The sequence below is a fragment of the Stenotrophomonas sp. 78350_Sma genome (assembly GCF_056482105.1).
Map to the genome: position 1 here is coordinate 3,365,780 of NZ_CM151182.1, position 18,615 is coordinate 3,384,394.

The 18,615-nt window shown below is 67.6% G+C and carries 17 protein-coding genes and 1 tRNA gene; 8 read left to right on the forward strand and 10 right to left on the reverse strand.

The features are described 5' to 3' along the window. Positions 1-7: 7 nt before the first annotated feature. The 9 genes from ACZK4H_RS15680 to ACZK4H_RS15720 form a co-directional block, all read right to left on the reverse strand. Positions 8-961 (reverse strand): alpha/beta hydrolase, encoded by a 954-nt coding sequence (locus ACZK4H_RS15680; RefSeq protein WP_428843479.1) that lies wholly within the window; start codon positions 959-961, stop codon positions 8-10. Between the two features lie 150 nt (positions 962-1,111). Further along, a tRNA-Asn gene (locus ACZK4H_RS15685) sits at positions 1,112-1,188 on the reverse strand. Between the two features lie 22 nt (positions 1,189-1,210). Beyond that, complete coding sequence (rlmH, locus tag ACZK4H_RS15690) at positions 1,211-1,681, reverse strand: 23S rRNA (pseudouridine(1915)-N(3))-methyltransferase RlmH (RefSeq protein WP_079222687.1); 471 nt, start codon at positions 1,679-1,681, stop codon at positions 1,211-1,213. A 64-nt stretch (positions 1,682-1,745) separates the two neighbouring features. Next, entirely contained in the window at positions 1,746-2,156 is a 411-nt protein-coding gene (rsfS, locus tag ACZK4H_RS15695) for a ribosome silencing factor (RefSeq protein WP_005410536.1), read from the reverse strand. Positions 2,157-2,214: 58 nt separating this feature from the next. Beyond that, positions 2,215-2,883, reverse strand: a complete 669-nt coding sequence (gene nadD, locus ACZK4H_RS15700) for a nicotinate-nucleotide adenylyltransferase (protein ID WP_185959219.1) — start codon at positions 2,881-2,883, stop codon at positions 2,215-2,217. Then, positions 2,884-3,921, reverse strand: coding sequence for a DNA polymerase III subunit delta (holA, locus tag ACZK4H_RS15705; protein ID WP_099555039.1), 1,038 nt, complete (start codon positions 3,919-3,921; stop codon positions 2,884-2,886). A 9-nt stretch (positions 3,922-3,930) separates the two neighbouring features. Further along, positions 3,931-4,515 (reverse strand): LPS-assembly lipoprotein LptE, encoded by a 585-nt coding sequence (locus tag ACZK4H_RS15710; RefSeq protein WP_099555040.1) that lies wholly within the window; start codon positions 4,513-4,515, stop codon positions 3,931-3,933. 136 nt (positions 4,516-4,651) lie between these two features. Continuing rightward, on the reverse strand, positions 4,652-7,294 hold the full coding sequence (gene leuS / locus ACZK4H_RS15715) for a leucine--tRNA ligase (protein ID WP_099555066.1): 2,643 nt from the start codon (positions 7,292-7,294) through the stop codon (positions 4,652-4,654). Between the two features lie 105 nt (positions 7,295-7,399). Beyond that, entirely contained in the window at positions 7,400-8,002 is a 603-nt protein-coding gene (locus ACZK4H_RS15720) for a DUF998 domain-containing protein (RefSeq protein WP_099555042.1), read from the reverse strand. A 124-nt stretch (positions 8,003-8,126) separates the two neighbouring features. Between ACZK4H_RS15720 and trxA the strand changes: the two genes are divergently transcribed. The 5 genes from trxA to ACZK4H_RS15745 all read left to right on the forward strand — a co-directional run bounded on the left by trxA (position 8,127) and on the right by ACZK4H_RS15745 (position 13,706). Further along, complete coding sequence (gene trxA, locus ACZK4H_RS15725; protein ID WP_099555044.1) at positions 8,127-8,984, forward strand: thioredoxin; 858 nt, start codon at positions 8,127-8,129, stop codon at positions 8,982-8,984. Positions 8,985-9,137: 153 nt separating this feature from the next. After that, entirely contained in the window at positions 9,138-10,793 is a 1,656-nt protein-coding gene (locus ACZK4H_RS15730; RefSeq protein ID WP_099555046.1) for a FecR family protein, read from the forward strand. After that, positions 10,790-12,415 (forward strand): CHASE2 domain-containing protein, encoded by a 1,626-nt coding sequence (locus tag ACZK4H_RS15735; protein WP_099555048.1) that lies wholly within the window; start codon positions 10,790-10,792, stop codon positions 12,413-12,415. The genes ACZK4H_RS15730 and ACZK4H_RS15735 overlap by 4 nt, the downstream gene beginning before the upstream one ends. A 74-nt stretch (positions 12,416-12,489) precedes the next feature. After that, positions 12,490-12,942, forward strand: coding sequence for a DUF4442 domain-containing protein (locus tag ACZK4H_RS15740; protein ID WP_049427725.1), 453 nt, complete (start codon positions 12,490-12,492; stop codon positions 12,940-12,942). Between the two features lie 47 nt (positions 12,943-12,989). Next, the gene (locus ACZK4H_RS15745; protein ID WP_099555050.1) at positions 12,990-13,706 is read left to right on the forward strand and encodes a hypothetical protein; all 717 of its coding nucleotides are present in this window, start codon (positions 12,990-12,992) and stop codon (positions 13,704-13,706) included. Positions 13,707-13,714: 8 nt separating this feature from the next. Here the strand turns inward: ACZK4H_RS15745 and ACZK4H_RS15750 are convergent, their stop codons facing one another. Beyond that, positions 13,715-15,031 carry a hypothetical protein gene (locus tag ACZK4H_RS15750; protein ID WP_099555052.1) on the reverse strand — a complete coding sequence of 439 codons (1,317 nt, stop codon included), beginning with the start codon at positions 15,029-15,031 and terminating at the stop codon, positions 13,715-13,717. Between the two features lie 76 nt (positions 15,032-15,107). Between ACZK4H_RS15750 and ACZK4H_RS15755 the strand changes: the two genes are divergently transcribed. The 3 genes from ACZK4H_RS15755 (at position 15,108) to ACZK4H_RS15765 (ending at position 18,609) form a co-directional block, all read left to right on the forward strand. After that, positions 15,108-15,791 (forward strand): DUF502 domain-containing protein, encoded by a 684-nt coding sequence (locus ACZK4H_RS15755; protein ID WP_049427719.1) that lies wholly within the window; start codon positions 15,108-15,110, stop codon positions 15,789-15,791. Then, positions 15,788-16,573 carry a queuosine precursor transporter gene (locus tag ACZK4H_RS15760; RefSeq protein ID WP_099552084.1) on the forward strand — a complete coding sequence of 262 codons (786 nt, stop codon included), beginning with the start codon at positions 15,788-15,790 and terminating at the stop codon, positions 16,571-16,573. The genes ACZK4H_RS15755 and ACZK4H_RS15760 overlap by 4 nt, the downstream gene beginning before the upstream one ends. A gap of 95 nt (positions 16,574-16,668) precedes the next feature. Beyond that, positions 16,669-18,609 carry a DUF885 domain-containing protein gene (locus tag ACZK4H_RS15765; RefSeq protein ID WP_099552085.1) on the forward strand — a complete coding sequence of 647 codons (1,941 nt, stop codon included), beginning with the start codon at positions 16,669-16,671 and terminating at the stop codon, positions 18,607-18,609. Positions 18,610-18,615 lie beyond the last annotated feature (6 nt).

The window sequence follows — 18,615 nt, forward strand, 5'->3', positions numbered from 1 at the left end:
CCCGGCTCTACAGCTGGCGTTCCGGCAGCATGCCGATATCCTGCATCCAGCGTTCGGCCAGCCGCGGCCACGCCGTGACCGGTGCATTCTTCATGCGCAGACCGAACGCATGGCCGCCGCGGGCGAACAGATGCATCTCGACGGGCACGCCTGCGTCGATCAGGGCCTGGTAGTAGGCGAGTGATTCGCGCACGTCATCGGTGCGATCATCGGTGGCCTGCGCAATGAACGTCGGCGGCACCGCATCATCCACGACGATGTCCCTGACCAGCGAGAGCCCCTTGCCATGCCCGGCCCACAGATGGCCGGAGTACATCACCATCGCGAAATCCGGGCGGCTGGACTTTGAGTCGGCCGCGTCGACCGCCGTGTAGCTGCGACGTGCATGCGTGCTCAATCCCGCCACCACGTGCCCACCCGCCGAAAAACCGATCACCCCCACCCGCTTCGGGTCGATGTTCCAGCGCTCTGCCTGCGCGCGCAGCAGGCCCATTGCACGTTGCGCGTCCTGCAAGGCCATCGGCACCGTCGGGTTGTCGCGACAGTTGCAGTCGGGATCCCAGTTCGGGCCGGACGCCGGCACGCGGTACTTCAGCAGCGCGCAGGTGATGCCCTGCGCGTTCAACCAATCGCAGATTTCGCTGCCTTCCAGGTCCATCGCCAGCACCCGATAACCACCACCAGGCACCACCATCACCGCGGTGCCATTGGCCGGTCCCTTCGGCGGAAACACAGTGAGTGTCGGCACGGCCACGTTCTGCAGCATCGTCCAGCGTTCTCCGCTGGCCTTGGAAACTGCTTCGCCAACCTGCTCGGGGCCTTTCAGTTTTGGCGGCGCCTTCACCATGCCCTGCGGCCACAACGGCAGCTCGGTGGTGCCCTGCGGCGGATGCCAGGTCGGTGGTGCCGCATTCGCTGCGGCGAACGTCGGTTGTGCAAGCAGCAGAAAGACGACGGACAGGAGTACGCGCACGATCAACATCCGTGGTTGGATACAGCAGATTGTAGAGCCGAGCCCGCGCTCGGCTGCATTCTCGAAGCCGAGCGCGGGCTCGGCTCTACACCAACGCAAAAAAAAAACCTGCATCTTGCGATGCAGGTCTCTTCAATGTGGCGCCCGAAGTTGGACTCGAACCAACGACCCCCTGATTAACAGTCAAGTGCTCTAACCGGCTGAGCTATTCGGGCAGACGACTAGTATAACCACTCTTCACGCGCGATGGTAGGGGTGATTCGCAATCATTGCGGCGGCCCGGTACAACTGCTCGGCCACCACCAGGCGCACCAGCATGTGGGGCAGCGTCAACGGTCCGATCGACCATTTCTCATCGGCCAGCGCGGAGACTTCCGGCGAATGCCCTTCCGGGCCGCCGATCAGGAAGGCAAGGTCCCTGCCCTGCCCGCGCCAATGCTCCAGGCGCTGTGCCAGCTGCTCGGAACTGAGCTGGCGACCGGGCACATCCAGCGCGACCACGTAGGCATTCTTCGGCAGCGCGGCGATCACGCGCTTGCCTTCGTCTTCGGTGGCGCGGCGCGCATCACGGCCCTTGCCACGCAGGCCAGGCTCGATTTCCACCAGTTCGAACGGCAACCAGTGCGACAGCCGCTTCTGGTACTCGGCGAAACCCTGCGCCACCCAGCTGGGTGCGCGTTCACCGGTAGCAATCAGGCGGGCTTTCATCAACGGTCCTCCAAAACGTCGACGGCGCCATCGGCGCCGTCGAAGGGATGCATCAACGTGCGGCTCAGGCCACTTCGTCGTCGCTGGACGGCGGCTGGTCGCCAACGGTCCACAGGCGTTCAAGTGCGTAGAACTCACGCACGCGCGGCAGCATCACATGCACGATCACGTCACCCAGGTCGACCAGCACCCACTCGGCTTCGCGCTCGCCTTCAACACCCAGCGGCATCACGTCGAGATTCTTGGCGAAGCGCACGACTTCATCGGCAATCGACTTGACGTGGCGGGTCGAGGTGCCCGAAACGACGATCATGTAGTCGGCAACGCTGGACCGGCCGCGCACATCGATCTCGACCAGGTCCTTGGCCTTCAGGTCTTCGGTGGCTTGGCGGACGCTGGCCAGCAGTTCCGGCACGGACGGCGGCGGGCTGGGCAGATCGACCTTGATGGTCTGGGGCTGGGTCTGGTTGCTCAAAGTGGATCGACTCGATAAACGTGGGGGCGATTATACGGGCAAGCCGGGGCGGCGGCATTCACGGCGTAGGGGAGCGGTACAGGCCATGCGCGGCCACATAGTCGGCCACGGCCGGTGGCAGCAACGCCCGCCAGGGGCCGCCGCCGGCAATCTGTGCACGCACGGCACTGGCCGATTCCTCGCGCAGCGGATGATGCAGGCGCAGGATGCGCCCGGCCGGACTGGCAAACAGGGTCTGCTCGTTGTCGGCCCAGCGCCCTTCCAGGGCGCGGCCCAGTTCGCCATCCAGCGAGGCCTGCAGGGGACTGCCCGGGCGCTCGGCCACCACGAAATGGGCCAGCCCGAACAGCGCCTCCCATTCATGCCAGCGGGTCAGGCCCAGCAGGCTGTCGGCCCCGACCAGCCAGGCCAATGGCCGGCTGGGGCCCAGCTCGCCGCGCAGTTCGCGCAGGGTGTCGACGGTGTAGGACGGGCGGCCGGGAAAGCGGATGGCGCGGTCCAGTTCACGATGGTCCAGCAGCAGGCCAGGCTCATCGCCGATGGCCAGCGAGAGCATGGCGAAGCGCTGGTCAGCGGTTGCGCCCGGCACCGAGCGATGCGGCGGATCAGCCGCCGGCAGCATGCGTACAGCGACCTGCAGTTCGTCACGGGCAGCACGTGCGATAGCGAGGTGTCCGAGGTGCACCGGATCGAAGGTGCCCCCGTAATAGATCCGCAGGCTCATCACTCAGGCCCGCGCCAGCAGGCGCACGGCACGCGGTTCGGCCACGGCTACCAGCAGGCGTTCCAGCGCCAGCCAAGCGTCACCGTCGGCGCGCCCCTTGGCGATACGGTCGACCAGTCCGGCCTCGGCCACGAAACGCTCCCAGCGCTTGCCCTCGGGATGCCGCTGCAGCGCACGCTTGTAGGGCGCCTGCCGCGATTCCCAGATGCCGCGCGATTTCATTTCGGCGGCCAGATTGCCGCCGCGCGCCTGTACCCGGGCCAGGCCGGCACCGGCCAACAGCTCGCGGATCACCATTGGCATCAGTGCGGCCACGGCCTCGCCCTCGCCACGCAGGCCCGCCAGCATGCGCAGCACCGCCGGCGGCTGGCCGGAGAACGTGGCTTCCAGCAGCCGGAAGACGTCATAGCGCGCGGCGTCGGCCACCAGTGATTCCATCCGTTCCACGTCCAGCGGCTGGCCGTCGGCCAGCAGCGCCAGCTTGTCGATTTCCTGCGCAGCGGCCAGCAGGTTGCCTTCCACCCGCTCGGCCAGCCGCTGCACGGCGGCAGGGTCGGCACGCAGGCCCTTGCCACGCAGGCGGCGCTCGATCCAGTCCGGCAGTTCGTGCGGCTTGATCGCCCAGGCCACCGACAGCACACCGATGCGATTGACCGCCTCGGCCCACTTGCCCTGGTGGGCCTTGCTCCATTCGTTGGCGGTAATCATCAGCACCACGTCCGGTGCCGGGTTGGCGCAGAACTGACTGATCACCTCGGCCCCGTCCTTGCCGGGCTTGCCACTGGGCAGGCGCACCTCGACCAGGCGGCGGGCACTGAACAGGCTGGGCGCGTTGAAGCTGGCGTCGAGCTGGTTCCAGTCGAAATCACGGCCATCGGCGTCGAACACTTCCCGCTCGCCGATGCCCGCGGCGCGCGCGCGCGCACGGACGGCGTCGGCCGCCTCAAGCACGCGCAGGGTTTCCGGGCCGGCAATCAGGTAGACCGGCGCCAGCGGGGTGTCAGCGCCCTGGCTGGCCAGCTGCTCCGGACGCAGTTCCATCGCCGCGACTCAGTGCTTGGCTGCGGGGACCGGCTCGGCCGGCACCGCGCCTTCAAGCGGTTTGGCCTTCGGCGCCGACAGGCTGCCGCCCTTCTCGATCTCGGCACGCACCACGCTGTCGATGCGGCGGATGATCGATGCGGACATTTCCCGTCGCAGCTCATCGGCCAGGATTTCGCGTTCGGTGGTGGTACCGGTGGCGTCGGTCGGCGGCGAGACGTAGTCGCGCGACAGTTCGATCACCTGCTGCGGCACCAGCTCGCTGCCGTCCTCGCGACGGAAGATGAAGATCACCGCATAGCGCAGGCTGTATTCCTGCGCACGGCCCTGCGAGTCGATGGCGATCGGCAGGTCACCCCAGCGTTCGGACAGCACCTGGAGCTGGGTACTGGGCCCCTTGCTGTCCTCGTCTGCCAGCTTGGCACCGGATGCCAGCAGGCTGCGATTGAGCAGCTTGACCAGTTCGCTGTAAGGCGCGGTGGAGACCACCTTCACCGGCGCCGTGTCGGTCGGCAGCATCAGCTTGTTGCGCAGATGGAAACCGCAGCCGGCAAGGCCGAGGACAAGAACGAGGGCAAGCAGGATTCGGGTCATGGAGACAGTCTGGCGGAGCCGGGCGATCACGGCAACACACAGCCTGCCCGAAGCCGCGTGAATGCAGGGCCATCAACTGCGTGGCCCCGCACCGGAAGGGCACCCGCCACCCTGCAGGCGGCGGATGCGGGGTACATCAGGCGGCGACGATGTTCACGATCTTGCCCGGCACGATGATGATCTTGCGCACCGTCAGGCCTTCCATGAACTTGGCCGCATTCGGCTCGGCCAGGGCCAGTGATTCGACCTGCTCGCGTGCAGCATCGGCGGCCACCTCGATGGTGCCACGCAGCTTGCCGTTGACCTGCACGGCCAGGGTCAGCGCGTCGCGCACCAGCGCACCGGTGTCTGCCTGCGGGAATGGCTGGTCTTCCAGCAGCGTCTCGCCATGGCCCAGCACCTGCCACAGGGCGTGGCTGGCATGCGGGGTGATCGGGTTCAGCAGCAGCACGATGGCCTGCAGCGCTTCCTGGCGCACCGCGCGGCCCTGCTCGCTGCTGTCCTCGAACCTGGCCAGCGCGTTCATCAGTTCCATCACCGCCGCGATGGCGGTGTTGAAGCTGTGGCGGCGGCCATAGTCGTCACCGACCTTGCCGATGGTCTCGTGGGTCTTGCGGCGCAGCGCCTTCTGGTTGGCATCCAGCGCGGCCACATCCAGCGCCGGTGCGGCACCGTCGGCGGCGTGCTTCTGCACCTGGGCCCACAGGCGGCGCAGGAAGCGCGCCATGCCGTCCACACCGGCCTCGTTCCACTCCAGAGACTGTTCCGGCGGGGCAGCGAACATCGAGAACAGGCGCACAGTGTCGGCACCGTACTTGTCGACCATCGCCTGCGGGTCCACGCCGTTGTTCTTCGACTTGGACATCTTCTCGGTGCCACCGACCACCACCGGCTCGCCGTCGGCGATCAGGGTGGCGCCGGTGATGCGGCCACGCTCGTCGCGCTGCACTTCCACATCGGCCGGGTTGATCCAGTCCTTCGAGCCGTCCGGATTCGGGCGGTAGTAGGTCTCGGCGATCACCATGCCCTGGCACAGCAGGTTGCGTGCCGGTTCGTTGCTGTCCACCATCCGCGCGTCGCGCAGCAGCTTGTGGTAGAAGCGGAAATACATCAGGTGCAGGATCGCGTGTTCGATGCCACCGATGTACTGGTCTACCGGCAGCCAGTAGTTGCCACGCTTGTCGACCGCATCACGAGCGCCCGGCGAGGTGTAGCGGGCGTAGTACCAGCTCGACTCCATGAAGGTGTCGAAGGTGTCGGTCTCGCGCTCGGCAGCGCCGCCGCATTCCGGGCAGGTGGTCTTGCGCCATTCCGGATCGGTCTTGATCGGCGAACCGGTCCCGGAGAACGCCACGTCCTCCGGCAGCACCACCGGCAGCTGCTCTTCCGGCACCGGTACCGCACCGCACTTGTCGCAGTAGATCACCGGAATCGGGCAGCCCCAGTAGCGCTGGCGGCTCACGCCCCAGTCGCGCAGGCGATAGTTGACGCGGCGCTGGCCCTGGGCCTTGCGCTCGAAGCGTTCGGCCAGGGCTTCGAAGGCGCCCTGGAAATCCAGCCCATCAAATTCGGCAGAGTTGACCAGTTCGGTCTGGCGGCTCTTGTCGCTGTACCAGTCCTGCCAGCGGGCACCATCCCAGGTGCGCTCGTCGTCGTTGCGCGGGTCCTTCAGGGCGATGACCTGAACGATCGGCAGGCCGTACTTGTTGGCCACTTCGTTGTCGCGCTGGTCATGGCCAGGAACCGCCATCACCGCACCGGTGCCGTAGCCCATCAGCACGAAATTGGCGACCCACACCGGCACCTTCTCGCCGGTGACCGGATGGATGGCACGCAGGCCGGTGTCCATGCCGCGCTTTTCCTGGGTCTCCAGCTCGGCCTCGGACACGCCGCCCTGCTTCATTTCCGACAGCAGCGCAGCCAGTTCCGGATTGTTCTTCGCCGCGTGCAGCGCCAGCGGATGTTCGGCGGCGATCGACACGAAGGTCACGCCCATCACGGTATCCGGACGGGTGGTGAACACGCGCAGCGGATCCAGCACGCCACCGTCGATGTCACGCACGTCGAACTGGATTTCCAGGCCCTCGGAGCGGCCGATCCAGTTGCGCTGCATGGTCTTGACCGAATCCGGCCAGCCGTCCAGTTCATCCAGGCCGTCCAGCAGTTCCTGGGCGTAATCGGTGATGCGCAGGAACCACTGCGGGATCTCGCGCTTCTCGACCAGCGCGCCGGAACGCCAACCACGGCCGTCGATGACCTGCTCGTTGGCCAGCACGGTCTGGTCGACCGGATCCCAGTTCACCACCGCATTGCGGCGGTAGGCCAGGCCCTTGCGCATCAGGCGGGTGAACATGCGCTGCTCGTGGACATAGTAGTCCGGGCGGCAGGTGGCGAACTCGCGCGACCAGTCCACCGCATAGCCCATGGCCTTGAACTGGCCACGCATGTGCTCGATGTTCTTGTAGGTCCAGGCCGCCGGTGCAGTCTTGTTCTTGATCGCCGCGTTCTCCGCCGGCAGGCCGAACGCGTCCCAGCCCATCGGCTGCAGCACGTTGTGGCCGGTCATGCGCTTGTAGCGGCTGATCACGTCGCCGATCGTGTAATTGCGCACGTGGCCCATGTGCAGCGCACCGGACGGGTACGGAAGCATCGACAGGCAGTAGTACTTCGGCTTGTCCGAAGTCTCGTCCACTTCGAAGGCACGGGTGGCGTCCCAGTACTGCTGGGCGGCGGATTCAACCTGCTGCGGGTCGTAGGCGTTGGTTTCAGCGCTGGTCATGGAACACGCGGATGCGGCGGCAAAGCGGTACAGCGTACCGCAGTGCGGCATAGGGCTCCAATCCCGGCTGGCCACGACTGTCGCCGCCAGCGCCCACGATCCGTCTCAGCGCGGTCGCGACAGCGGCAGCGCAACCACCAGCCACAGCGCCCAGCAGGCGAACGCCACGCGCTGTGCCAGTGGTGCGGGCACCAGGCCCTGCAGGGCGAAGGCCGCCAGTGCCGCAAGCACCCCGCAGGCCACCGACAGTCCACCCTGAACACGGCCGTGCACCTGGCGCATGTTGAAAATGCCCAGCAGCAGGGTGCCGGTGACGAAGCCCAGCACCCATATCATCCAGGCGCTGGCATGCAGCTGGCTGGCCGGCCCGTGCAGGTCGTCCACATCCAGCGGCAGCAGGCCCATCGCAGCGAATGCGAGGCCGGCCAGCAGCAGCATCTGGCTGCCGACCCGCGGTGCCCAGCCGGCCGTGGCAGGCAGCCGCCGGCGCAGGCACTCGGCCACCACCCCCGCCAGCAGGCCCGGCAACACGAAGCCCAGCAGATTGAAGGCCAGCGCGTGCGGCACGCCGTGTGCGCCCAGCAGGGCCACCGGGTGACGGGCCTGTGCATAGCCGTCCAGGCCGGCGCCGAAGCCCAGCACCGCCAGCACGAACAGCAGTGCGGCGGCGAGGCCGGACAGGCGCAACAAGGAAGACGGGGAGGTCATGCAGGCTCCGGGAGCAACGGCGGCGGGAACGACGCATTGTCGGGCATTTGCCGCAGTCCGGGTTGAGACTGGCATCGATCGTCACCATAGAATCGATCTCCAGATGCCAATCGATGCCTCCCCCATGACCGAGACGACCTACGTATTCGACGCCACCACTGCGACCTTCGAGGCCGAAGTCCTGCAGAAGTCGCTGCAGACGCCGGTGCTGGTGGACTTCTGGGCCACGTGGTGCGGCCCCTGCAAGACCCTGGGCCCGATGCTGGAAAAACTGGCCGCCGAATACAACGGCGCCTTCGAGCTGGCCAAGGTCGATGTCGACAAGGAACAGCAGATCGCCGCCGCCTTCCAGATCCGCTCGGTGCCCACTGTGTTCCTGGTCAAGGGCGGCCAGCTGGTGGACGGCTTCCCCGGCGCCATCCCGGAAGGCCAGCTGCGTGAGTTCCTGGCCCAGCACGGCATCGTGCCGGCCGACGTCGGCGACACTGCCGCCGAGGACGAAGCGCCGTTGGATCCGCAGGCACAGGTGGACGTACTGCGTGCGCAGATCGCCGCCGAGCCGGACAAGGACGAGCTGAAGCTCGACCTGGCCCTGGCCCTGCTGCAGATTGGCGGCGTGGACGAAGCCGGCACGCTGATCGACGGCCTGCCCGCCAACCTGGCCACCGACGACCGCGCCGTGCGCGCCCGCGCCCGCCTGTCCTTTGCCGCCGCGCTGAAGGACGCCCCGGCCGCCGAAGTGCTGGACGCGCGTATCGCCGCCGACGGCAAGGACCTCAGGGCCCGCCACCTGCGCGGCGTGCAGCTGCTGCTTGGCGGCCATGACGAAGCCGCGCTGGCGCAGTTCCTGGAAATGCTGCGGATCGACCGGAGTTTCGAGGAAGGCCTGCCGCGCAGGGCGCTGATCGACGCCTTCAATGTGATCTCCGACGAGGACCTGGTCGGCCAGTACCGCCGCAGGATGGCTTCCCTGCTGTTCTGAACGGAAGCCGGGTTCGTTCAGAATCCCTGCACTGGACGCGGGCAATAATGCGCGCGATGGCGGCCGTACGGCCGCCACGATCCGTTCGGGGGGATGAGGTCGGGGCCATGGGGTCTTGCAGCTGCACCCCCGCATTGCCGGGATTGCAAAACTGTGACCTTCGTCCGCTCGCTGTTGTTTGCCATGCGCTTCCAGGGCGCCCTGCTCTGTGCCCTCCTCCTGCTGCCGGCCATCGCCGCCGCGCAGGACTGGAACTACCGGGTCCGTCCCGGCGACACCCTGTGGGATCTGGGTGGCGTGTATCTGAAACCCTCGGTGCGCTGGCAACAGCTCCAGCAGCACAACCGCATCGACAACCCTTACCGGCTGCCGCCCGGCCAGCTGCTGCGCTTTCCGATCAGCTGGCTGCGCACCGAACCGGCACCGGCGCGGGTGCTCTCGGTCCGCGGCAAGGTCGAACTGTCCGGCGGAGACGGCAGCGCCAGCCGCGCCATCCAGGCCGGCGAGCAGCTGCACATCGGTGACACCGTGCAGACCGAGGGCGAATCCAGCGTCACGCTGGAATTTGCCGATGCGTCGCGCCTGCAGCTGCGTGAGTACTCGCGCCTGCGCCTGGACCAGCTCAGCCGCTATGGCCACACCGGCATGGTCGACACCCGCCTGCGCCTACAGCAGGGCCGGGCCAGCAATCGGGTGACGCCCGCGCGCGGCCCGGCATCGCGTTACATCATCGATGCGCCCACCGCCACCAGCAGCGTGCGCGGCACCGTCTTCCGGGTCAGTGCCGGCGGCGGTCATGATGTCGCGGCCACAGAGGTCCTGCAGGGCAAGGTGCAGGTCGGCAACACCCATGGCCAGCGCATGGTCCAGCCGGGACAGGCCACCCGCAGCGCCAGCGCAGACGCCGCACCGGACGCAGTCTCCGCACTGCTGCCGGCACCGCAGCTGCGCAACGATGAACTGCGCCTGGCCCCGTTGCCGACGCTGCTGGCATGGACTCCGGTCACCGGCGCCGCGCAGTACCGCGTTGAAGTGGTACAGGCAGCCACGCCGGAGATCCTGCTGTTCGCTGCCACCACCACCGATACCCGCCTGGCCATCGGCGATCTGCCGCCAGGCCAGCTGCGCATCCTGCTGCGCGCGGTCGATGCGCAGGGTGTGGAAGGCATCGACGCCAGTGCCGACTTCGAACTCAGCGACCAGCCTCCACCGCCGCTGACCCTGGCCCCGCTGCACGGACAGACAATCAACAGCGACCGCCCGCGTTTCCGCTGGAGCCAGGCCCCCGGTGCGCACAGCAGCGTGCTGCAGATCGCGGCTGATTCCAGCTTCGTACAGCCACTGCAGGAACAGACCAGCACCGGCACCGATCTGCGCCTGGCGCAGCCATTGCCGCCGGGTCACTACTTCTGGCGGGTCGCCTCCCGCGATGCCAATGGGCACCAGGGGCGCTATGGCCAGGCCCTGCCACTGCAGCTGAGCAACGAGCCGGTCGATCCTGCGCTGCAACCGCCCGAGGCCGCGCACGGTGAACTGACCCTGCGCTGGCAGGCCGGCAGCGAAGGTCAGCGCTATCGCGTGCAGGTCGACCGCCGCGGCGACTTCAAGGCACCCCTGGTCGACGAAACCGTGGCCGAACCGCAGGTCAGCTTCAAGCGTCCGTGGCGCGGCACCCTGCATGTGCGCGTGCAGTACATCGACGATGACGGCCATGCCGGCGAGTTCTCGCCTGCCCAGCAGATCGCCCTGCCCTGTCGCCTCTGCTATGGCACCGGCGGTGGTGCCCTGCTGCTGTGGCTGCTGTTGTGAGGCGCTCGCCGCTGCCATGGTCGAAGCGGATCCTGCTGGCCATGCTGGCCGGGATACTGACCATCGTCGCCAGCCAGGGCGAATGGCTGTGGCGGCAGGACGAAGCCACCTACGACGCGATGGTCGGCAACTGGGACTATCGACCCGACCCGAGCGTGCTGATCGTGGCCATCGACGAAGGCAGCCTGCAACGCATCGGCCAATGGCCGTGGCCGCGCTCGGTCCACGCCCGGTTGCTGGATCGCCTGACCGATGCCGGTGCCGAACGGGTCGCGCTGGACCTGATGCTGTCCGAGCCGGACCGCCGCGACAGCCGCCAGGACGAGGCGCTGGCCGCTGCCATCCGTCGCAATGGCCGGGTGGTGCTGCCGGTGCTGGCCGCACCGGCAGCCGGTGATCGCATGGCAGAGGAAATGCTGCCTGTTCCGCAGATCGCAGCCAGTGCCGCCGCCATCGGCCACACCGACGTTGAGGTGGACAGTGACGGTGTCGCCCGCGGCATCTACCTGCATGCGGGCATCGGCAAGGCGCATTGGCCGGCGCTCGGGCTGGCCCTGACCGGCCTGCCCGCGGGCGCGGTGCGCGGGCTGCCCGACCCTGATCCCGAGGTGGGCTCGCCCTATCAATGGCGGCGCAACGACTACGTGCGGGTGCGCTATGCCGGACCTCCCGAGCAGTTGCCGCAGGTTTCCTACGCAGACGTGCTCGATGGCCACGTGGACATGGCGATGCTGCATGGCCGCCGCATCATCGTCGGCATGACCGCCAGCGGCATCGCACCGCGCCTGCTGACCCCGACCACCCGCGAGTTCTGGATGAGCGGCAGCGAGTACCAGGCCAACATCGCCTCGATGCTGCTGCAGCACAAGCAGATCGAGGTGCTGCCCCGCTTCTGGCAGCACACCATCAGCGCTGTGCTGGTGGCGCTGTGCGTGATCCTGCTCGGCCTGCGCCTGCCGTGGCTGGCGGCGCTGTGTTCGCTGCCGCTTGCCCCTCTGCTGAGCTGGTTGCTGTTGCGCACCAGCAACCTCTGGTGGGCGCCAGCCACCGCCCTGCTGGGCGTCCTGCTGGTACTGCTGGCCTGGGCGATCTGGCGGATTTCGGCCTGGCACCGGCAGGCCAACCGCGACGCACTGACCGGCCTTGGCAATCGCCTGCGCTTCGAACAGGCGTTGCAGCAGGAATGCGACGCCGCACGACGCAACGGCAAGCCACTGAGCCTGGCGCTGATCGATGTCGACCACTTCAAGCGCCACAACGACCGCCATGGCCACCAGGTCGGCGACCGCGTGCTGCGGGACGTCGCCCGGTTGATCGGCGCGCATGCGCGGCGTCCGCGCGACATGGCCGCGCGTTACGGTGGCGATGAATTCGCGCTGGTATTGCCCGATACCCCGGCCGAGGGCGCGCGGCTTGTGATCCAGGACCTGATCGACTGCGTACGTGCGTTGCCGGCACATGGTGATGGCAGCGACGATCGGGTGACGCTCACCATCGGCGTGTTTACCCGGGTACCGGAAGGCGAGCTGCAACCGCATCATTTCGTCGAAGGGGCCGACACCGCGCTGTACCAGGCCAAAGCGAATGGACGCGACGGGTATGTGATCGACGGCGGCGCGTGACCGGTGCCACCGGGGTGCAACATACGCATGCGAATGGTTAGACTGGACATCTCGCCCAGCGCCCCCGGATCCGCATGAACGCCCGTCTGTTCCGCTTCGGCATCAACCTCTGGCCGCCCTTCCTGTTCACCGGCATCCACGTCACCCGCATCACCCCCGACTACCGGCAGATCGATGTCGAGCTGCGCCTGCGGCCATGGAACCGCAACTACGTTGGTACCCACTTCGGTGGCAGCCTGTTCGCGATGACCGATCCGTTCTGGATGCTCGGCCTGCTGCACATCCTCGGCCGCGACTACTACGTGTGGGACCGCGCAGGCGCCATCGACTTCCTCAAGCCCGGCCGCGGCACCGTACGCACATCATTCCGCATCGACGACGCGTTGCTGGACGAACTGCGCGCGGAAGCCGCCAGCGGCGACAAGGTGCTGCGCTGGTTCAGCAACGACGTGGTCGATGAAAGCGGCGAGGTGGTCGCACAGGTCCGCAAGCAGGTGTACCTGCGCCTGAAGCCGCACGCGCGCTGATCCACCGTACAGGCGCTATCCTCTGGCCCCCTGCCATGGAGGCTCCGATGCGCACCCACACCCTTGCAGCACTGCTGGGCACCCTGCCGTGCGCGTCCCATGCACTCGACCTGCCGCCGGTGCAGTACCCGACGCTGCCGGCCCAGGCTGCCAGTACCGCCGGCTTCGTGCCCGAGGGCTGGACGCTGGAGTCCAGCATCGAAGGCGATCTCGACCAGGATGGCCGCGCGGACCTGGTGCTGGTGCTGCGCCAGCAGGACCCGCGCAATGTCATCGAACACGATGGCTTCGGCCCATCGCCATACGACAGCAACCCGCGCATTCTCGCCGTGGCGTGGTCACGCCCGGCCGGCTATGTGCTGGCGGTGCAGGACCATCAGCTGATTCCGCGCCCGGACAACCCGGTGATGAGCGACCCGCTTGAAGATGGCGGTGTCAGCATCCAGCGCGGCACGTTGAGGGTGGCGCTGTTTTCCTTCTCCAGCGCGGGAAGCTGGTCGATGGGTACCACCACCTTCACCTTCCGCTGGCAGGACGCTGCCTTCGCGCTGATCGGCTACGACCAGAACTCGGTGATGCGCAATTCAGGACAGGCCACTTCGGTGAGCGTGAATTTTTCCACGCGCAAGGTGAGGCATACCGAGGGCAGCATCGAGGACGACAAGGAAAGCGTGCGCTGGCAGCCACTGCGCAGCAACCGCCGCTGGACGCTGCAGACCGTTGGAGATGGCTGGGCGTTCGATCCGCAGGTCAGCGACGACTGATCCGCTGCTCAGTCGCGGGCAGCGGAGGTTGGGGCGGCGCCGGCCACCAACGGCACCGACAGCCACGGGCTTTCGTCGTTGCTGCGGGACGGCGAGCGGCGTGGCACCTGCAGATGGCGGCCATCCGCCGACACCTGCGGCGCCCGCACCGGCGAGGCGAACTGCGCCGGCAACCGCTGCAGGGCATCTACCGGATCCCCCGGCTGCTGCCGCAGCCAGCGCTGTGCGCCCAGCAGGCGCAGCATCGCCGCCGCGTCCTGGGTGCGCGACGAATAGGCCGGATAGACCGGACCCGCAATGTCGGTCAACAGGCAGCCCATGACGTTCGACAGGCAACCAAAGTCACGCTGCAGCGGCGCCGGTACCGGCAACGGACGGTCCGCCTCCAGCGCAGCGGTCGCCGTCGCGCCACACGCCCAACCGAGATTGCCGGCCGCACGGGCCAGGGTGCTGCTGCGGTCCAGTACCAGCACGCCGCCGAATTCCCGCGCCGAGGTCTCGATCGCCACCCGGTTCATCGCATACTCGCCCTGCATCGCACGGCACAGGCTCTGCTCGTCGGCCCGCATCGGCTGCATGGCCTGTTCGCATTCGGCCGGCAGCGGGTGATCGGCAGGCAGTTCAACCAGCATGTCGGCCAGCAGCTGCGCATTGGCCTGCACCAGGCTTGCGCCGATGATGCTGTCGAACAGATAGCTGCCACCGGGCACCAGCCGCCGGCCCAGCTGCACTCCCCGGCAGCTGCCGCGCAGGGCACCGTCGATGTCACCCTGTACGAACGCCAGCGCGCGTGCGCTGGTGGCATCGACCACCAGCCCGTAGGTCGGCATAGGCACCAGGATGCCCTCCCGCTTCGGCTGGAACGGCGACACGAAGTGGTCCGCGTCGGCCAGCGCATCCAGCCGCGCATGCAACTGGTGATGACCCGCATGGGCGTCGACGAAGCGCTGCGGGTCGGCGCGTACCTGGGCCAGGCAGTCGCGGGCCGCCGGCCCGCAACCGGCGGCCGCCCGCGAGCGCAATCCTTGGTGGCCGGCGGCCTGATGAGGGCGGGTAACACTGTTACCGTCCGGGTCGGCGTCCCAGCGCCGCACGTCCTCGGCCAACGCCTGCTCGCGCTGGCCGCCATCCAGGTCGTCAAAAGCCAGTGTCCACAACAGCGGATAACCATTGCGCCCGCTCGCCGGCAGCCGCGCTTCCAGCCGCTGCTGGGCCTGCAACCGCGATTCCGGCACCGGCCACATGCGTGAGGCGCACCACACCACGATGGCCAGCACCAGCAGGCCCGCCAGGGTCCATCCCAGTCCGCGCAGAATCTTCAACACAGCTTCCCTTCCATGGCTCGTTGCCGCAGTCGATCCGCCAGCGTAATCGAGCGGCAGTGACCGCTACAATGCGCACATGTCGCTCGAAGCCCCCGCCCTGGTCCCCCGCCCTTCCCTGCAGCGCCTGTTCCTGACCGGCCTGCTGACCCTGCTGCCGATCTGGCTGACCTGGGTAGTGGTCAAGTTCGTGTTCGTACTGCTGTCGGGCATCTCCAGCCCGCTGGTGGTGCCGCTGTCCGAACAGATCGCAACCAGCTTCCCGCACTATCTGGGCTGGGTCCGAGCCGAGTGGATCCAGGACACCATCGCCCTGCTGGCCACCCTGCTGGTGATCCTGGCGGTGGGCGTGGCCAGCCGCCGCGTGCTGGGCCAGCGACTGCTGCGCTGGGTCGGCGCGGTGATCAAGCGCATCCCGCTGGCCAGCATCATCTACGACAGCGCCAAGAAGCTGCTGGACATGCTGCAGACCGAACCGGGCAGCACCCAGCGCGTGGTGCTGATCGACTTCCCGCACCGCGACATGAAATCGGTCGGCCTGGTCACCCGCGTGATCAAGGAACACGGCACCGACCGTGAGTTGGCCGCGGTGTATGTGCCGACCACGCCGAACCCGACCTCGGGCTACCTGGAAATCGTGCCGGTGGAGCTGCTGACGCCCACCGACTGGACCGTCGACCAGGCGATGAGCTTCATCATTTCCGGCGGCGCCGTCGCACCGTCCAGCGTGCCGTTCACCCGCGCCGGCGAACGCGCCGAATGACCGCAGCGCCGATCGAGCGCCCGCTGCAGGACCGCGCGGTGCTGCTGTTCATCGTGCTGGCCGCGTTTTTCTGCGGCAATGCGGTGCTGGCCGAGCTGATCGGGGTGAAGATCTTCGCGCTGGAAGATACCCTCGGCATCGATCCGCTGAACTGGAACCTGTTCGGCCAGACCGGCTCGCTCAGCTTCACCGCCGGCACTCTGCTGTGGCCGGTGGTGTTCATCATGACCGACACCATCAACGAGTTCTTCGGCAAGCGCGGCGTGCGCTTCATCTCGTGGCTGGCGGTGGTGCTGATCGGCTACGGTTTCCTGTTCGCTTTCGCCGCCATTTCGCTGGCGCCGGCCAGTTGGTGGGTCACCTCGATGGAGGGCCACGGCGTGCCCGATTACCAGGCCGCGTTCGCAGCCGTGTTCGGCCAGGGCATGTGGACCATTGCCGGTTCGCTGGTGGCATTCCTGCTGGGCCAGCTGATCGACGTGGCGGTGTTCCATCGCATCCGCCAGGCCACCGGGGAACGCCATGTCTGGCTGCGCGCGACCGGTTCCACCGCGGTCTCGCAGGTGGTGGACAGCTTCGTGGTGATCTGGATCGCGTTCGTGCTGGGCCCGCAGCACTGGCCGACCTCGCTGTTCCTTGCGGTCGCCAGCGTCAACTATGTGTACAAGATGGGCTTTGCGATCGCCCTGATTCCGTTGCTGTACCTGATGCGGCGGGCCATCACCCGCTATCTGGGCGCCGATCGCGCGGCGGCATTGCGTGTCGCCGCCGCGGCTGACTGAAGCCCCAGCGCCACCCAGCTGACTGCGTCTTCACGCTGGCCGTACGCGCGCGGATCGTGCAAGCTCCACGGTCTGTGTTCCACGGAAGCTTCTTGATGCCGTATTCCCCCCGCGTCCTGGCCGCTGCCATTGCCGCGTTGTTCCTGTTCAGTGCCGTGCCGTCGGCCGAAGCAGCGAAGAAGAAGGCCAGCCGCCCTGCCGCTGCGCAGACCCGCCAGGCCGCCAAGCCCAAGGCCCGGCCCGCCCGTGCCACCGCACCGGCCCGTGGCAGTTCGGCGCGCCGCGCTGCGCCGCGTCCGGTCGCCCCCGCACGCGCAGTGCCCAAGCAGGTGCAGCTGGAACGGCTGTACGACGAGTACTGGGATGCCTCGATGCGGCTGAATCCGCTGCAGGCCACCTTCCAGGGCGAACCGCGCTACAACGACCAGCTGCCCAACATCCTGTCCGCCGCCTGGCGCCAGCAGTCGCACGACTTCACCACGCAGTGGCTGGGCAAGGTCGAAAAACTCGGCAACGACGGCCTGCAGGGCCAGGACCTGCTCAGCTACGAGATCTTCGTACGTGACGCGCGCGCCTCGCTGGCTGCCGAGCGTTACCCAAGCTGGATGATGCCGATCAGCCAGTACTACAACATCGGCAGCATCATGGCGATCCTCGGCTCCGGCGCCGGCGCGCAGCCGTTCAACACCGTGCAGGACTACGACACCTGGTCGCGCCGCTCGCTCGGCATTCCCGAACTGTTCGACCAGGCCATCGACAACATGCGCCAGGGCATGAAGGCCGGCGTGGTGCAGCCGCGCGACCTGATGGAAAAGGTGCTGCCGCAGCTGGATGCGGTGATCAAGCCGACCGCTGAAGAGAGCATCTTCTGGTCGCCGATCCGCACCATGCCGAACACGATTGCGGCCGAGGACAAGGCGCGCATCAGCGCAGAATACAAGCGCATGATCGAGCTGCGGATCATGCCCGCCTACCGCGCCCTGCGCGGCTTCATCGCCACCGAGTACCTGCCGGCCACGCGCGCCAGCAGCGGCATGGGCGCGCTGCCCGACGGCCAGGCCTGGTACGCCAACCTGATCGTGCAGACCACCGCCAGCGACCAGACCGCCGCGCAGCTGCACGCGCTGGGCGAGCAGCGCGTGGAGGAACTGCAGGCACAGATCGCCACGGTGATGAAGGACGCCAAGCTGCGTGGCACGCCGACCAAGCTGCTGCGCAGCATGCGCAACGATCGCCAGTTCCAGTACAGCGATGCCAATGCACTGATCAGCCGCTACCGCCAGGTGCAGCAGCAGGTCAACGCGCGCCTGCCGCAGGTACTCGATACGTTGCCGAAGTCCGCACTGGAAGTGCGTGCGGTGGAACCGGAACGTGCGCTCACCGCCGCCGCTGCCGCCTACCAGCCGTCGCCGGCCGGGCAGCCTGGCGTGCTGTACATCAACACCCGCGACCTGCCCAGCCGCAAGCGCTGGAGCGTGCCGGTGCAGTACCTGCATGAAGCGATTCCCGGCCATCACGTGCAACTGGGCCTGCAGCAGGAACTGGCCAAGCTGCCGCGCTTCCGTCGCCTCGGTGGCGATCTGGCGTTCGTCGAAGGCTGGGGCCTGTACGCGGAAACGCTGGGTGAAGACCTGGGCGTCTACACCGATGCCTACGACCGTATCGGCTACCTGTACTCACGCCTGCTGCGCGCCGCACGCGTCGTCGCCGACACCGGCGTCAATGCACAGGGCTGGAGCAAGCAGCAGGCCGTGGCCTACCTGCAGAAGACGGTGGACATGAGCAGCGATGATGCCAATGCCGAAGTCGAACGGATCATGGCCCAGCCCGGCCAGGCACTGTCGAACGTCGCCGGCCTGACCACCATCGTTGCCCTGCGCGACAAGGCCAAGGCACGCCAGGGGGCAGCCTTCGATCTGCGCCGGTTCCATGCAGAACTGCTGAAGGACGGCTCGATGCCGCTGGATGTGCTGGACCGCAAGATGGAGCGCTGGATGGCGCAGCCGGCCAGCGCTGCGCCCGCGCCTTCACCCTGACGCTTC